Annotated in this window: 14 protein-coding genes; 8 read left to right on the forward strand and 6 right to left on the reverse strand. The window is 72.6% G+C overall.

What is annotated here, in order from left to right; all coding sequences use genetic code 11:
• The first annotated feature begins 23 nt into the window (after nt 1–23).
• The 7 genes from ACIBVQ_RS06570 to ACIBVQ_RS06600 all read left to right on the forward strand — a co-directional run bounded on the left by ACIBVQ_RS06570 (nt 24) and on the right by ACIBVQ_RS06600 (nt 8,300).
• Complete coding sequence (locus tag ACIBVQ_RS06570) at nt 24–497, forward strand: hypothetical protein (RefSeq protein WP_362909874.1); 474 nt, start codon at nt 24–26, stop codon at nt 495–497.
• Nucleotides 494–2,233, forward strand: coding sequence for a glycosyltransferase (locus ACIBVQ_RS06575; protein WP_399176045.1), 1,740 nt, complete (start codon nt 494–496; stop codon nt 2,231–2,233). The genes ACIBVQ_RS06570 and ACIBVQ_RS06575 overlap by 4 nt, the downstream gene beginning before the upstream one ends.
• The gene (locus ACIBVQ_RS06580; protein ID WP_399176047.1) at nt 2,233–4,143 is read left to right on the forward strand and encodes a glycosyltransferase; all 1,911 of its coding nucleotides are present in this window, start codon (nt 2,233–2,235) and stop codon (nt 4,141–4,143) included. The genes ACIBVQ_RS06575 and ACIBVQ_RS06580 overlap by 1 nt, the downstream gene beginning before the upstream one ends.
• Nucleotides 4,140–5,855: a glycosyltransferase gene (locus tag ACIBVQ_RS06585; RefSeq protein ID WP_399176049.1), complete on the forward strand. Its 1,716-nt coding sequence runs from the start codon at nt 4,140–4,142 to the stop codon at nt 5,853–5,855. Before ACIBVQ_RS06580 ends, ACIBVQ_RS06585 begins: the two co-directional genes overlap by 4 nt.
• A 120-nt stretch (nt 5,856–5,975) precedes the next feature.
• Complete coding sequence (locus ACIBVQ_RS06590; RefSeq protein ID WP_362909882.1) at nt 5,976–6,503, forward strand: toxin-antitoxin system HicB family antitoxin; 528 nt, start codon at nt 5,976–5,978, stop codon at nt 6,501–6,503.
• A 23-nt stretch (nt 6,504–6,526) separates the two neighbouring features.
• A complete protein-coding gene (locus tag ACIBVQ_RS06595; protein WP_352009680.1) occupies nt 6,527–7,369 on the forward strand; it encodes a DUF4097 family beta strand repeat-containing protein in 843 nt (280 codons plus the stop codon).
• A 28-nt stretch (nt 7,370–7,397) separates the two neighbouring features.
• Nucleotides 7,398–8,300, forward strand: coding sequence for an ABC transporter ATP-binding protein (locus ACIBVQ_RS06600; RefSeq protein ID WP_399176051.1), 903 nt, complete (start codon nt 7,398–7,400; stop codon nt 8,298–8,300).
• A 29-nt stretch (nt 8,301–8,329) separates the two neighbouring features.
• Here the strand turns inward: ACIBVQ_RS06600 and ACIBVQ_RS06605 are convergent, their stop codons facing one another.
• From ACIBVQ_RS06605 to ACIBVQ_RS06625, 5 genes are all read right to left on the reverse strand, one after another.
• Nucleotides 8,330–9,118 carry a polysaccharide deacetylase family protein gene (locus tag ACIBVQ_RS06605; protein ID WP_352009682.1) on the reverse strand — a complete coding sequence of 263 codons (789 nt, stop codon included), beginning with the start codon at nt 9,116–9,118 and terminating at the stop codon, nt 8,330–8,332.
• 67 nt (nt 9,119–9,185) lie between these two features.
• Nucleotides 9,186–10,478, reverse strand: a complete 1,293-nt coding sequence (locus ACIBVQ_RS06610) for a homoserine dehydrogenase (RefSeq protein WP_362909889.1) — start codon at nt 10,476–10,478, stop codon at nt 9,186–9,188.
• Nucleotides 10,479–10,512: 34 nt separating this feature from the next.
• Nucleotides 10,513–11,895 (reverse strand): diaminopimelate decarboxylase, encoded by a 1,383-nt coding sequence (gene lysA, locus ACIBVQ_RS06615; protein WP_362909892.1) that lies wholly within the window; start codon nt 11,893–11,895, stop codon nt 10,513–10,515.
• Between the two features lie 140 nt (nt 11,896–12,035).
• Nucleotides 12,036–12,896 carry a neutral zinc metallopeptidase gene (locus tag ACIBVQ_RS06620; protein WP_399176054.1) on the reverse strand — a complete coding sequence of 287 codons (861 nt, stop codon included), beginning with the start codon at nt 12,894–12,896 and terminating at the stop codon, nt 12,036–12,038.
• Nucleotides 12,897–12,933: 37 nt separating this feature from the next.
• Nucleotides 12,934–13,599, reverse strand: coding sequence for a DALR anticodon-binding domain-containing protein (locus tag ACIBVQ_RS06625; protein WP_399176056.1), 666 nt, complete (start codon nt 13,597–13,599; stop codon nt 12,934–12,936).
• A gap of 323 nt (nt 13,600–13,922) precedes the next feature.
• Here ACIBVQ_RS06625 and ACIBVQ_RS06630 point away from each other — a divergent pair, with 323 nt between their 5' ends.
• Complete coding sequence (locus ACIBVQ_RS06630; protein ID WP_352009687.1) at nt 13,923–14,276, forward strand: DUF4288 domain-containing protein; 354 nt, start codon at nt 13,923–13,925, stop codon at nt 14,274–14,276.
• Between the two features lie 131 nt (nt 14,277–14,407).
• On the opposite strand, the gene ACIBVQ_RS06635 is transcribed toward ACIBVQ_RS06630, so the two are convergent.
• Nucleotides 14,408–15,562 (reverse strand): Cmx/CmrA family chloramphenicol efflux MFS transporter, encoded by a 1,155-nt coding sequence (locus tag ACIBVQ_RS06635; protein ID WP_399176058.1) that lies wholly within the window; start codon nt 15,560–15,562, stop codon nt 14,408–14,410.
• Nucleotides 15,563–15,946: the final 384 nt, after the last annotated feature.

Raw genomic sequence — 15,946 nt, forward strand, 5'->3', positions numbered from 1 at the left:
AGCGGCACGGAAGGTAAGCGCGGATGTCCACGCCCCGAAAATTGACGCTACTGACGACGATCGCGGTCCCGCTGGTCGTGATCGCGCTGACCCTGCTCGCGGTCCTCGGCGCCGTCCCGGTCGTGGGCGCCCTCGGGCTCGCCGCGGCCGTGGCCGTGCTGGCCGCCCAGGCGCTGACCCTCGTCACCCTGCGCAGGACCGACGGGAAGGCCCAGCGTGTCGACAACCGGGTCAAGCGGCAGGAGGCGGAGCTGGCCAAGGTCAGGACGGCCGTCGAACGGCTGGACGGACGGCTCGACGAGATCGTCTCCCTGCTCAGGCAGGAGAGCGGCAGGCACGAGGAGGACCTGCGGGCGATCCTGGTCTCCCTGGGCGAGGACCGGCTGACGGCCGTTCCCCGGCGCAGGGAGATGGAGGAGTTGGTCAGCGAGCTGCTCCCCAAGCTCGCCGCGGCCGAGGCCAGGCCCTGGCGGGCCAGGCCGGAGGGCGCGGCGTGAGTGAGGCCCGAGAGCGCCGGGAGGCGGGTTCCGGTACGGCCGGCCCGTCCCTGGACGGAGAGGACGGCGCGCTCAGGACGGGCGGGGAGGACGGCACGGGACAGGTCGCCGTTCCCCCCGCCCGGAACACCGGAGGGGTTCCCAGGGTCAGGCACAACGACTACGGCTCGCTGACCCCGCCGGAACCCGGCCACTGGGAGCCCCGGCTCGGGGTGAGCGTGGTGATCGCCGCCTACGACTGCCAGGAGTCCCTCGACCGCACGCTCGCCTCCCTGGCCGCCCAGACCTACCCGGCCCATCTCACGGAGGTGGTCGTCGCCGACGACGGCAGCGAACCGCCGTTGCGGATCGACGGCCCCGCCCCGGCCGGAACCCGGATCGTCCGGGTGCCCGAGGGCCGCTGGGGACGCGGCTGGGCGCGCCAGACCGGTGCCGCCTCGGCGACCGGCGACGTCCTGCTCTGGGTGGACGCCGACGTGGTCCTCGACCGGGAGCACGTGGAGGCGCACATGCGCTGGCACCACCTGGCCCCGTACGCGGTCGTGCTCGGCGACATCCGCTTCACCCCCGAGCCGTCCGGGGACGCGCCGGGACCCGAAGAGGTCCTCGCGGCCGTACGGCGGGGGCGTGCCGAGGACCTCTTCCCCGTCTCCTCCCCGCACGCCTGGCGGGCCGAACGGTTCGCCGAGACCCGGCGGCTGCGGGAGGCCGGTTCCCGGGCCCACCTGCTCCACTCTGGGGCGGCGACCTCGGTCCCGCTGGCGCTGCTGCGCGCCGCGGGAGGGGTGAACACCGCGCTGAACATGGGTGAGGACACCGACCTGGGCTTCCGGCTGGCACAGGCGGGGGCGGTCTTCGTCCCCGACCCGCGCGCCACGGCCTGGCACCTCGGCCCCTCGACGGTCATGACCAGAGAGAAGGAGGTGCACCGGCACAACTGGTCGGTGCTGCCCGACCTCATCCCCGACCTGCGCTGGCTGCGCGCCCACCCGCGCAGGACCTGGCTGGTGCCGTACGTGCGCGTCGTCGTGGACGCGGCCGGGGCCACCTACGAGGAGGTCAGGACGAGTGTGGACGCCGCGCTCGCGGGCACCCTCGCCGACGTCGCCGTCACCGTGACCGGACCGTGGTCGGCCCTGCCCCGGGGACGTCGTTCCTCCCTCGACGAGCCGCTGCTCGACCTTCGCCTGGTGCGCAACCTGTACGGCGGCGAGCCGCGCGTCTCCTTCGCCGAGACCGTCCCCGACGCGGCCCCCGCCCCCTTTCGCCTCACCTGCCCCGCCGGATGGGCCCTCGGCCCCGACACCCTCGCCAGGCTGGTCGAACACGCGGAGAGCGAGGGGTACGGCCTGCTGAGCGTGGTGCTCGACGAGCGGGAGAACGGGGTCACCGCGGCCAGGCTCGAACGCACCTCGGCCTTCGCCAGGGCGGCGCTCGTCTCCGGGGACGACCGGGACGACCTGGTGCACGAGATGTTCGGCTCCCTGTGGGTGGGCGGGGAGGAGTTCGGCTTCACCCCCGCGGACCGGCCCCAGCCCGTCGCCGGGGACACCGCCAGGTGGCGGGCGGAGGCGGCCAGGTGGCGGCGCGAGGCCGAACGCCTTGAGGACGAGGTGCGGAGCCTGCGCCGGGAGGCGCAGGAGGCGCGCGAGCGGGCCGAACAGGCCGGGGCCGAACGGCGGCGTGGCCCGATCGGCGAGATCATCGCGACCGTCCGGCACAGGAGGGCGGGCTGATGTCGTTCCTGACCGACCTGCTCGGCGGCCGGGACGCGCGGGGCCTGCTGGTCTGCCACGCCGGGTTCGACACCCTCGAAAACCTGGAGCCGTACCGGGTGACGGACCTCGACGGCGACCTCGGCGGGCTGCCCGGAGCCCAGGACGGCGTGACGGAGGTCCTCGTCGTCGCCAGGACGCCGACCGACGTCCGCAGGGCCGCGGCGCTGCAGTCCCTGCTCCCCTCGGCCTCACGGGTCACGGTCGCCGTCGAGGAGGCCCCGTACTGGTACACCGCGCCGGTGATCTCCCCCGTCCCCGCGCACCGCTGGCGGTCCCTGACCGAACTGCGGGTGCACCGTCCCGCGAAGGACGCCTGGGCGGTCGAGGCGAGGTTCGCCAAGCCCACGCCCGCGGGCCGTACGCTCGCCGCGACCGCCAGGGCGTTCGGCGGGCACGGGATGGACGCGGTCGCGGCCCCGGTGGCCGGGCTGGCTGGCCCCGGAGCCGCCCACTGGCGTCCCGGCGACCCCAACGCCGCCCCCGCCGAGGTGACGGGCCCGGTCCCCGAGCGGTTCGGTGCCGCGGGAGCCGACCTGGTCCTGCGCGTCACCGACGAGGAGCCGCCCTCCTGGGAGGGCGCGGGGACCCCGATCGACCGCCCCGCCGCCGCGCTGATGAGCTGGGAACGGCTCGGCCGTCCGGGAGGGGCGGGCATCCTGCGCAGCGGCCTGGGAGACCTGTCGGAGCCCAGGACCATCCCGCCGGTCGACGACCGTTCGGTCAACCCGACGGGCTTCGTCACCGTGCCGTCGCTCGGCATGGCCGACCTGTCCGTCGAGTCGGGCCGCTGGGCGATCACCTGTGAGGGGCGCACGCTCACCGTCCTCGGCGCCTCCGGCTGCGTGACCGACGTGGACGTCACCAGGATCAGGCAGGTCAGAGGGGTGCGCGTGGACTGGCGGCGGGGCCACAGCGGGCCGGTCGCCGCGCTGCGGGTCGTCACCGGGCTCGCCGCGGCCGGGGTTCCGCTGGTCTGCGAGACCGTGCCCCCGTGGGCGGGCGCGCTCGGCCGGGACCTCGCCGAGCTGGTCACCTCCGCCGACGAGACCGCGCTCGCCGACGACCTGACACGTGAGGAGTACAGCGTACGGCTGCGCAGGCGGGCGCTGCGCGTCCACGGCGTACGGGCCCGCTGGGAGCAGCTCGGCGCCCCCGCCGTCCCCGTCCCCCTGGTCTCGGTGCTGCTGGCGACCCGGCGTCCCGAGATGGTGCGCTTCGCGTTCGAGCAGCTGTCCAGGCAGCGCGGCGCCGAGTTCGAGGTGATCCTCGCCCTGCACGGCATCCCCGCCGGACATCCGGACGTGGCGGAGGCGACGGCGTCCTTCGACCGGCCGCTCACCGTGTTCGAGACGGACCGGGCGAGCGTGTTCGGCACGGTACTCAACGAGGCCGCGGCCAGGGCGTCGGGGGCGTTCCTGCTGAAGATGGACGACGACGACTGGTACGGCCCCGACTTCGTCTCCGACCTGCTGCTGGCCCACTCCTACTCGGGGGCCGAGGTGGTCGGCATGGTGCCCGAGTTCGTCTACCTCGCCTCGATCGGGGTGACCGTCCACCGGGAACAGGTCACCGAGCAGATCACCAACTTCATCGCGGGAGGGACCATCCTCACCGAGCGTTCGGCCTTCCACGCGGTGGGAGGTTTCCGCCCGCTTCCCGGCACGATCGACGCCCAGTTCCAGCACGCCGTGCAGGGCGCGGGCGGGCGGATCTACCGCACCCAGGGGCTGGGGTACGTGCTGCGGCGCGGCAACGCCGCGGGGCACACCTGGCGGGAGCCCATCGGCACGTTCCTGCGCAGGAACAAACGCCAGTGGCGCGGCTTCCGGCCGAGCGCGCTGATGGAGCTGCCCGTGGAGGCGGGATGACCGCGCGGATCCCCGGCAACGACTACGGGGTGCTGGAGCCGCCCGCGCCCGGCACGTGGCGGCCCCGCATGGCGGTGAGCGTGGTGATCCCCGCCAGGGGCGGGCAGGAAAGACTCGACCTCACCCTGGCCGCCCTGGCCGCCCAGACCTACCCCGCCCACCTGCTTGAGGTGGTCGTCGTGGACGACGGAAGCGTTCCCCCGCTCCGTGTCCCCGGGATCGCCCCGGAACGCACCAGGATCGTCCGCTCCCCCCAGGGCAGGCGGGGCATCGCGGGCGCCATGGAGACCGGTACGGCCGCCGCCGACGGCGAGGTGATCCACAGGATGGACGCCGACATCGTCCCCTACCGCGACCACGTCGAGGCGCACATGCGCTGGCACCACCTGGCCGACTACCTGGTGGTGCTCGGGAGGCTGCGCTTCACCGCCGCGGCGGGCCCCCTCCCGGCCCCGGCCCAGGTCAGCGGGGTCGTCGCGGACGGCGGCGCCCACGGCCTCTTCGCGGAGGACCCCGAGCACGGGCACGACTGGATCGACGAGCTCGTCGCGGCCCATCGCGGCCTGCGCGACGCGCCAAGCCCCCTGCTGCACCGCGTCCACGTGGGGGCGACGGTCTCCTCACCCGCCGCCCTGCTGAAGGAGGCCGGCGGCCTGGACACCTCCCTGGCGCTCGGCGAGGACACCGAGCTGGGCTACCGGCTCACCCAGACCGGCGCGGTCTTCGTCCCCGACGCCGAGGCGGTGTGCTGGCACCTGGGCACCACGACGGCGATGCGCAGGCCCGCCGAGGTCAGACGGCACAACGGGCCGTTCATCGCCGACCGCGTGCCGTACCGGCGCAATCTGCGCTCCGACCCGGGCCGCCAGTGGCTGGTGCCGTACGTCGAGGTGGTCGTGGACGCGGCGGACGCCTCCTTCGAGGACGTCAGGGCGAGCGTGGACGGCGCGCTGGCGAGCACCCTGTCCGACGTGAGCGTGGTGTTGACCGGCCCGTGGGCCCTGCTCGACGCGCGTCCGCCCGGTGAGGAGGGCCGGACGCCGCTGGACGACCCGCTGCTCGACCTGAGGCTGGTGCGCGGGCAGTACGCGGGCGACGGCCGGGTGCGCCTGGCCGAGCGCGTCCCCGCGACCTCCTTTCCCGCTCCCTTCAGGCTCACCTGCCCGCCGGGGTGGGTGCCGGGGGCCGAGAGCCTGGCCATGTTGGTCGAGCAGGCCGACGGGGACGACGAGGGACTGCTGCTCGTCGCGCTCGACGAGAACGAGACCGGCGTCGTCACCGCGCGTCTCGAACGGACCTCGGCCGTCGCCAGGGCGCTGCGCGTCGCGGCCGAGGGCGAGTCCCTGGACGACGTGATCGCCGACCTGTACGGCGCCACCTGGCTGGACGCCGAGACCTGGCGGTTCCGGCCCGCCTCACGCGCCTATCCGGCCTGGGCCTCGGCCCGCAACAGGGAGGCCGTGCGCTGGCGCGCGGAGGCGGAGAGACACGGGCGGGAGGCCGAGCGCGCCAGGCAGCGGGTCGCCGCGCTCAAGGCCGAGCTGCGTGAACTGCGCGCCCAGGCGGCCAAGGGCGACCGCGCCGCCGCCCGGTGGAAGGAGAAGGCCGAGCAGCGCCGCCTCGAAGCCGTGGCCCTGCGCAGGGAACGGGACCGTTCCCTGCTGCGCCGTGCGGCCCGCAGGCTGCGGGGTCTCGCCGAGGGCGGCCGCTGACCCGCGCCTTCCCCTGCTTTCCCCCGCTTTCCCCTTGACACGCCTGGCATGCCTGGAACGGCGCCATGGTGACACCACAGCGGACTTGCCATGGCGCCATCGTGGCGTCATAGTGGCGTCATGGACCTGACGCCGTACGTCGATCACCTGCGCCGCGAGCTCACGGTCGTCGCGGAGACAGGCGGCGAGGAGGTGCGCGCCGCCGCCAGGCAGCTCACCTCCGCCCTTGAGTCGACCACCAGGCTCGTCCTGCTTGAGGCGCTGTCCACCGCCGCCGACGAGATCAGCCGCGACCTCGCCCCCGGCTCCGTCGAGGTACGGCTGCGCAGACGCGACCCCGACTTCGTGGTGACGCCTCCTCCGGCGGCCAGGCCGTTCGAGGAGGGCTTCGAGGCCGGGGCACCCACCGCCCAGGGCCCCGCCCCCACCGCGCCCGAGGCGGAGGACGGCGGCACGACACGCCTGTCCCTGCGGGTCCCCGAGCACCTCAAGCCGCGCATCGAGGAGGCGGCGGGCAAGGAGGGGCTTTCGGTCAACGCCTGGCTGGTCCGCGCCGTCTCCGCCGCCCTGGAGGCCGGGGCCCGCCCCTCGCCGCCTCCCCGGGTCTCCCAGCGAGGCGAACGGCGCTACACCGGCTGGGTGCGGTAGCCGACCGTCAGGAAGAGAGCGCCATGCCCACCTTCGACACCCCGGAACCGATCTTCGTCGTCATCGACATCGGGGCGGGCCACATCCGGCTCAACGCCGCCGAACGCGCGGACACGGTCGTCGACGTGCAGCCCGCCGACGAGCACGGCGGCGCCGACATCAGGGCCGCCGAGCAGACCCGGGTCGAGTACGACCAGGGCAGGCTCCTGGTCAAGGCCCCCAAGACCAGGATCGGCTCGCTGCTCGGGTGGGACGGCTCGGTCAGGGTCGTCATCGACCTGCCCGAGGGGTCCCGTGTCGACGTCAGCGCCATGGCCGACCTCCACTGCGAGGGGCGGCTCGGCGAGTCCACGCTGCGCACGGTCTCCGGCGACATCTGGCTCGGCCAGACCGGCGAGCTGCGGCTGAACACCGCCGACGGCGACATCACGGTGATCCGCTCCGTCGGGCGCACCGAGGTCACCACCTCCAACGGTGAGATCAGGATCGGCGAGATCGACGGCCCCGCGATGGTCAGGACCGCCAACGGCGGCATCACCATCGGCGAGGTCACCGGCGACCTGCGGCTGAACACGGCCTACGGCGACATCACCGTGGGCCGCGCGCTGGCCGGCGTCGACGCCAGGACGGTCTCCGGAGACATCCGCATCGGTGAGGCCGTACGCGGGTCGGTGGTCCTGGAGACCTCCTACGGCAAGCTGAAGGTCGGCATCCGGGAGGGAACCGCCGCCTGGCTCGACCTGAGCACGCCCTACGGCAGCGTGCGCAACACCCTGGAGGCCGTGGACGGCCCCTCCCCCTCTGACGAGACCGTCGAGGTGCGTGCCCGCACCCACTACGGCGACGTCGTGATCCATCGTTCCTGAAGTCCTGAAAGGCGAAACGAGGGACAGAATGCACAATTTCGCGATCTCGGCGTCCGGGCTGCGCGTGTCGTTCGGCGACAGGACCGTCCTGGACGGCGTCGACCTTGAGGTCCCCTCGGGGACGGTCTTCGCGCTGCTCGGCGCCGAGGGCTCGGGCAAGACCACGGTGATCCGCATCCTGTCCGGGGTGACCGGGGCCGACGGGGGCCTGGTGCGGATCACCGGGGAGCACGTGGGCCGCCGTTCTCCCCTGGACGACTCGCTCACCGGTGAGGACAACCTGCTCGCGGTCGCACGGCGGCGCGGGCTCGACCACGCCGAGGCCGCGCGGTGCGCCGCCGGGCTGCTCGGCCGCCTCGGTCTCACAGAGGCCTCAGGGACGGCCTCAGGGATGCCGGTCGCCGCCTACTCCGGCGGTATGCGGCACAGGCTCGGCATCGCGACGGCCCTGGTCGGCTCCCCCGAGGTGGTCCTCCTCGACGAGCCGACCGGCGGGCTCGACCCCAGTGGCCGCCGTGCCGTACGGCGGGTCCTGCGTGATCTCGCCGCGGAGGGCGTCACGGTCTTCCTGACGACGCGGCACCCACGGGACGCGGGCGAGCTGGCCGACCGGGTCGCGGTCCTGTCCCAGGGCAGGATCGTCGCCGAGGGGACCCCGCGGGAGCTGGGGCGCCTGGCCTCCTGCGGCCACGCCCACCTGCGTTTCGCCGACGCCGAGGAGCTCGAATGGGCCGTGCGCGTCCTGGGCGGCGTGCCCGGCGACGACGAGGCGTTCACCCTGCGGGTCCCGAACGACGGCAGCGTCGGCTCCCTGCGTGCCCTTCTCGACAGGATCGACCACCAGTTGCTCGCCGTGGACGGGCTCTCGGTCCACGCCCCCGACCCCGACGACGTCTTCCTCACGCTCACCGCCCGCCCCGTGACGGGCTGACAGGCCCGCCGTGACGGTCCACAGTACGGTCAGCCGCGGGCGCCGACCGCGTCCCGCAGCGTCATGACGACCGTGCCACGGCGTTCGCGGGCCGCCAGCCACGCCAGGAAGCCGTCCAGAACCTTCGGCGGCACCGAGTAGAGGCCGCAGTCGTCGCAGACCCGGTGGAACACCAGCGGAAGGACGCCGCCACCGGCCCGTTCCGCGTTGAGGACCAGCTGTCTCAGCTGCCGCAGCGAGGTGTCCTCACGGACGGAGCCCGGGGTGCGGATGCCGTACCGGTCCCGGGGGCGCCGGGGTTCGGTCTCCGGGCAGCCGGAGCAGCTCCACTGCCGCAGGCCGCCGACCGTGCGGGCGGCGTCGTAGCCGCATCCCCGCGCGACCTTCTTGGCCTGGGCGTCGACCGCGCCGAAGGGGTAGGCGAGGGTGACGGGACGCAGCCCCCAGGCGAGCAGCCTCCTGCGGTCGTCACAGATCTGCCCGCGCTGCTCGGCACGGGTCAGCTCGTCCAGCCGGACGTGGGTCAGGGTGTGGCCGCCGACCTCGTGCCCCGCCCGGGCCAGCGCGACGACCTGCTTGCGGGTCAGCTTGCCCGCGCGTCCGGCGGTCGCGGAGTTGACGTAGAACGTTCCCCGCATCCCTCTGCGCTCCAGCAGACGCGCCGCCGCCACGTGGGTGGCGTCCCCGTCGTCGAAGGTCAGCGAGACGACGGTCCTGACCTTCCCGGCGGTCTCGGCGGTCTCGGCTCTGGCGGGAAGTGCCCCGGCCAGTACGGCCAGCGCGACCGCCGGCGCGCCCAGCCGGTATGCGATCCTCACGACGGCCCGCCCTCCCCTACGACGCAGGCGCCCTCCCCGTCGCCGGGAAGGGCGCTCTTCGGCCTCGTCAGGAGGCGTCCTCACCCTCGACGCGCATGACGCTCACCACGTCACGGACGATGTCCATCTCCCGCAGGCCCTCGATGGTCGCCGAGAGGGCCGCGTCGCTGGCCCGGTGGGTGACCAGGACGAGCTGTGCGTCGTCGCCGTGCCCCTCCTGCCGGACGGTCTGGATGGAGACGTCCTGCTTGGCGAACATGTCGGCGACCCGGGCGAGGACACCCGGCTTGTCGGCGACGTCCAGGGAGACGTGGTAGCGCGTGACGGTCTCGCCCATCGCGTGCGCGCCCAGGTCGGCGTAGGTGGACTCCTCCGGGCCCCTGGTCCCGGCCAGGCGGTTGCGCCCGACGGCCACGAGGTCGCCGAGCACCGCGCTCGCGGTGGGGGCCCCACCGGCGCCCGCGCCGTAGAACATCAGCTGCCCCGCCGAGCGCGCCTCGACGAAGACCGCGTTGTAGGCCTCGCGCACCCCGGCCAGCGGGTGCGTCCTGGGGATCATGGCCGGGTGCACCCGGACGCCGAAGGAACGCCCGTCGTCGGAACGGGAGCAGATCGCCAGCAGCTTGATGACGTAGCCCATGGCCTTGGCGCTGGCCACGTCGGCCGCGGTGATCTCGGTGATGCCCTCGCGGTGCACGTCGGCGGCCGTCACCCGGCTGTGGAAGGCGATCCCGGCCAGAATGGCGGCCTTGGCCGCGGCGTCGAAGCCCTCCACGTCGGCCGTGGGGTCGGCCTCGGCGTAACCGAGCGCCTGGGCCTCCTCAAGCGCGTCGGAAAAGGAGGCGCCCGAGGAGTCCATCTTGTCGAGGATGTAGTTCGTCGTGCCGTTGACGATGCCCAGCACCCGGTGCACGTGGTCACCGGCGAGCGACTCGCGCAGCGGCCTGAGCAGCGGGATCGCGCCCGCGACGGCCGCCTCGTAGTACAGGTCGGCGTTGTTGGCCTTGGCCGCGGCGTGGATGGTCGCGCCGTCCTCGGCCAGCAGGGCCTTGTTCGCCGAGACGACCGACTTGCCGCTGTTCATCGCGGCCAGGATGAGCGATCTGGCCGGTTCGATGCCGCCGATCACCTCGACCACGATGTCCACGTCGTCCCGGGTGACCAGGGCCTCGGCGTCGGTGGTGAACAGCGCGGGGTCCACGTCGGTGTCCCGCCTGCGGCCCAGGCGCCGTACGGCGACGCCCGCCACCTCAAGCGGTGCCCCGATACGTGCGGCCAAGTCGTCGGCCTGCTCGTGCATCAGCCGGATCACCTGGGAACCGACGACGCCGCATCCGAGGAGGGCAACTTTCAGAGCCATACGGCCGCACTCCTCTTCTCGTTTCCGGATCGTTTCACGCTTGTCCCCTCAGGAGGTCGTCCTCGGTCTCGCGGCGGACGATCACGCGGGACTCCCCGTCCCTGACCGCGGCGACGGCGGGCTTGGGGAGGTAGTTGTAGTTGTTGGCGAGCGAGCGGCAGTAGGCGCCGGTGCCCGCGACGGCGATCAGGTCTCCGGTGGCCAGGTCTCCCGGCAGCCACAGGTCACGCACGACCATGTCACCGCTCTCGCAGTGCTTGCCGACCAGGCGGGAGAGCATCGGCTCGGCCGTGCTCTCGCGCGAGGCGAGCCGCGCGGTGTACTCCGCCCCGTAGAGCGCGGTGCGGATGTTGTCGCTCATGCCGCCGTCGACGCTGACGTAGGTCCGCAGCCCCTCGACGTCCTTGATCGTGCCGACCTCGTAGAGGGTCACGCCCGCCCGGCCCGCGATGGCGCGCCCCGGCTCGACGGTCAGCTTGGGGACGGGCAGCCCAGCGGCCTGGGCGACCTTGGTCACGATCTCCCGCAGGCCGTCGGCGATCTCCTTGACGTCGGGGGCGACGTCGCCCTCGACGTAGGGGATGCCGTAGCCGCCGCCGAGGTCGAGCTCGGGCAGGACGACGCCGTGCTCCTCCTTGATCTGCACCAGGAGCGTGGCCAGGCGGCGCGCGGCCACCTCGAACCCGGCGGTGTCGGTGATCTGGGACCCGATGTGGGAGTGCAGGCCGACCAGTTCGAGCTGGGGCAGGGCGAGGATGCGCCTGGCCGCCTCGGCCGCGGCTCCGCTGCTCAGCGAGAAGCCGAACTTCTGGTCGTCGTGCGCGGTGGCGATGAACTCGTGGGTGTGCGCCTCGACGCCGACGGTCACCCTGATCATGACCTGGGGGCGCCTGCCGTGCTTGTCGGCGAGGAAGCCGAGGCGGGCGATCTCCTCGAAGGAGTCGGCCACGATGTGCCCGACGCCGACCTCGACGGCCTTCTCCAGCTCGGCCGGGGACTTGTTGTTGCCGTGCATCGTGATCCGCTCGGGCGGGAAGCCGACGCTCAGCGCGACGGCCAGCTCACCGGCGCTGCACACGTCGAGGCCGAGGCCCTCCTGCATGATCCAGCGGGCGACCTCGCGGCACAGGAACGCCTTGCCCGCGTAGTGGACCTCGCCTCCGGCGAACGCCTCCCGGTAGTCGCGGCAGCGGGAGCGGAAGTCCTCCTCGTCCACCACGTAGAGCGGGCTGCCGTGCCGTGCCACCAGATCCCTGACGTCCGCGCCGCCGATCGTCACCGAACCGTCGACGCGGCCGGCCGTTCGCGGCCAGATCGTGGGGTCGAGCGTGTTCAGGTCGGCGGGTACGTGGGGAGGGCGGTCCTCGGGCAGCACTTCGGCGTGCCGGTCACCGGCGGGATGGGCGAATCGACTCACCCTATCGAGGCTATCGGACCCGGTGATCCCCATGGGACGCGTGCCCACGTATCGAGACGTGATCATCCTAAAAACCGCGTATTTTTCACGGTTTCTAGGGGTATAGGAGGATATTTTTGTGCTCGTGGACGGTTCCGCCGTCAGGACACCTGTCTGGCGGGGGCGACCCAGGTGTCACAGGAGGCCACCGTTCCCTTGCGCTCCCCTCGCTTCATCCATGCGACGGAGTGGGCCCATGAGCCGTGCGTGCGCAGGATCGCCGCCAGTTCCTCGGCCCTCCCGGGCTCCGCCTCCAGTCCGATGTAGGACGTGTACGTCTTCCGCGCGGATTCCAGTTCCTCCGGCAGCGCGGTGCGCAGCGTCACCGCGGCCAGGCAGCCGGCCTGCAGTTCGAGGCGGCGAAGAATGTCGTCGTCGACAGGCCGCGTCATCCACCGGTCGGTGATCGCGCCGGTGAACTGCGCGTGGTGGGCGTACTCGTGCGCGAACACGAACCAGGGCGTCGGCTCCCCATCCGTGATCAACACGTTGACCACGTTCTTCCCGTGGCAGTAGAGCCCGCCCCACTCGAAGGCGAGCGACGCGCAGGCCGCCTCCTCCGGGGTGCGGATCAGGCGTATCTCGGGTTTGACGTAGGTGACCCCGACCTTCGCCAGGGTGTCCGTCCACATGCGGTCGAGGCAGAGCGCCAGGGCCCGCAACGCCGGTTCGGGCTCGGCACCGGTTCTCAGGGACTCCGGCAGGTCGCACCGGGCGTCCACGGGGCCGAGTCCCCGGTAGGACTTGTGGGAGACTCTCAGCCACGCGGGCTGGGTCGGCGTCGCCGTGGGTGTTGCCGTAGGTGTCGCCGTGGGTTTCGTGGCCACGGCCGCCGCCCGTGCGGTCTCGTCCGGTCTTTCCAGGTTGGTGATGATGTAGACGGCGCCGGCGACGATCACCAGGACGATGAGGACCACCGGCACCCATCCGACGATGCCCCGGCGCCGTAATCCGGTTCCCACCCGTCCCCCTTATGGTCTTCCTGAACTACCGGATTTATCACAATCTGTCGGGAACTGTCTCACCAACTGCGGCCAACGCCTCGGTCAGCACCTCTCGTACGGCCTGCGCCAGCCGTACCCGGGCCGTGTGCAGCGCCGTGGGCTCCTCGTCCCCGGCGGGCAACGCCGGGGCGTGCTCGAAGGCGTCGTGGTAGGCCAGGGCGAGCTGCTCGGCATAGGCGGCCCAGCCGGGATCACGGCTGCCGCGCCTGCCGTACAGCTCGGCGAGCAACCTGAGCACCGCCCTGTCCTGCCGCCCGTCCAGCAGCTCGGGCAGGAACGGCCCCCCGACCCCCAGCTCGTCCGCCCAGCGCTGTACGGCCGCCGCCCTGACGCAGGCGTACCTGACCGTGAACCCCGGGTTCCGCCACGTCCTGGGGAAGTCGGGCCACGGCGACCCCGTTCCCGGGGAGGGAGCCACCGTCCCGGCGGCCCCGATCTCGGTCAGCAGTTCCCCGGGGGCCGTGACCACGATCTCCAGGAAGCCGCCGGGCCGTACCCGGACCTCGGCGACCCCCGGCAGGGCCCGCACCCGCGCCGCCAGCGCCTCGGGCTCCTCCCGCCCTCGAAGCGCAGCCGCCGAGACGTACAGCGCCTCCTTCTCCCACGTCCCACGCGGGACCGGCGGCGTACCGAGGACCTCCTCCAGCTGACCCGGCGTCATGCACGGCAGCCTAGTAAGGCCGTGACTCGCGGGGGCCGCGCGGTGGCGTGTGGACTCCCGTGCCGACGTCCGTCTCCCGGCCTGAGGCCGTGACGCGAAGGCACCGGGGAACGTGACCACCGCGGATTCGGTGACGGCCTCGCGTGACCGGCGCCGCCTGTGACATCGGCTCACATCACCAGGGGATCTCCTCTTTTCCGATGAGGTGCCGTACACCGCGTCGCGTCCACGGCCCGCGAAACCAGGTTGAAAAAGCTCATCGTCGTCCGCACCCTGGAGCAGGACGCCCCGCGAGACACACAGGAAATGCGACAGGAGTCCAGATGAACCGGCTTCCTTATATGGCGATCCTGGTTTTCGAGGTCATCGTGAAGGACGGCCGCACTCCTTCTGAGTACACCGAGGACTTCGTCGTCCTGTACGAGGAGTCGGACGAGAAGGCCCACGCGGCCGCCGAGGCGATGGGCCGCGAGGAGGAGACGTCGTACAGGAACCAGTACGGAGAGACCGTGGAATGGAAATTCCTCGGAACCGCGGACGTTCGGGCCGCCCTGTATGACGATCTGTCCTCGGAGACAAGTCTTTACACAAGAGGCTTCAGCGATATCTCACGTTACAGAGATCTCTTCTCCGTTTCTTTGCCGGACGACGGAAAAGAGGACCGGCGTCCTGGTTGAAATTCGCACGGTGACCGAAACGCAGAGCGCCGCCCGCTCCCATGCCCCCGGGCACGGGCGGCGCCCCGAGCACCTCACCGAGCCGACCAGTCGTCACGCCCGGCGGCCCGCGGCCCCGAGCCGCGAACGACTCACGGCCGGACGACCACCCGGCGGAACGGCAGGACCAGCAGGAGCGCGGTCGCGACCAGGGCGCCGCTGACCCAGACGGGGCCCGTTCCTGCGGAGCCGGTTGCCAGGGTGGCCGCGGCGAGGGCCGGACCGGCGACGGCCCCGACGTTGAGGGCGGCGGTGGCGTAGGACCCCGCCATGGTGGGTGCCCCCGGAGCCTCGTGGAGCACACGTGCGATCAGCGTGCTCCCGAGGCCGAAGGAGAGCGCCCCCTGGACGAGGGCCAGGACCAGCAGGGCGGCCGGATGGACGGCGGTGAGTCCGAGGACGACCCAGCCGCAGAGCAGCGACGGCCCGGCGACCGCGACGACCAGGCCGGGCCTCCGGTCGGACAGCCTCCCGGCGACGGTGACTCCGATGAAGGAACCAACACCGAACAGCACCAGCACGACGGGGACCCACAGCGGGTCGAGCCCGGCGACACCGGTGACGATCGGGGCCAGGAAGGTGAAGGTGCCGAAGGTCGCGGCGTTGACCAGCGCGCCCAGCGACAGGACCAGCACCAGCCTGGGGCGCCGCAGCTCGGCGAGCTCTCGGCGCAGGTCGGGAACCGGTCCGTCGGGCCGCGCCGTACCCGGGGGGACGCCGAGCACCACACCGAGCGCCGAGGGCACGCACAGCGCCGCGACCACCCAGAAGGTGGCGCGCCAGCCGAGCAGCGTCCCCAGCAGGGCGCCTCCCGGGACCCCGGCCACGGTGGCGATCGTGACGCCGCCCAGCAGGACGGCCAGTGCCCGGCCCCTCCGGTCGGCGGGCACCATCCCGGTGGCCGTGGTGAGCGCGACCGCCAGGAAGCCCGCGTTGGCGAGCGCCGCGAGGAACCGGGTGACGAACAGGACCGTGAAATCGCCGGTGAGGGCACCGGCGACGTGCGTGACCAGGAACAGGCCGAGGAGGCCCAGCAGGCCGGCCCGCCGTGGCCACCGGCGTGCGAGTCCCGCCGTGAGCGGGGCGCCCACCACCATCCCGGCGGCGAAGGCCGGGGTGAGCAGCCCCGCCGTCGCGACCGGGACACCGAGGTCGGCGGCGATGTCCGGCAGCAGACCGGCGAGCATGAATTCGGACGTGCCCATGGCGAAGATCGCCATGGAGAGCAGGTAGACGGGCAGAGGCATCGAGAGACCCCAGGGTGATGAGAGATCGGATGGGACGTCTCGTCACCGCGGTCAGCGGCCCGGCCGCTCCTGTCGCCACCGCCGTACGGCGGGACAGGGTCTTGAGTGGTTCAGGGGGCTGACGGGTGACCGAAAGCCCCCGTCCTGGATGCCTCAGGGCTCGACATGAAAGGCACGATACCCGAGCACACCGGTTCCATCCCCGCGAGAACCCGTCGGGCGCTCAACGACGTGTCGCCACCGAAGCCCCGTCGCCGTCAACCTGTACGGCGGCCACGGGGCGTGTCGAGCACCATGGACGAGTCGCCGAAGCCTGCAACGATCTTGAGCTGTACGTCACCCCAAGCGCGCCCGACGAATCAGAGTATTCGAACAGACACGATC

This window comes from Streptosporangium sp. NPDC049376, assembly GCF_044466505.1.
Classification (GTDB): Bacteria; Actinomycetota; Actinomycetes; order Streptosporangiales; family Streptosporangiaceae; genus Streptosporangium.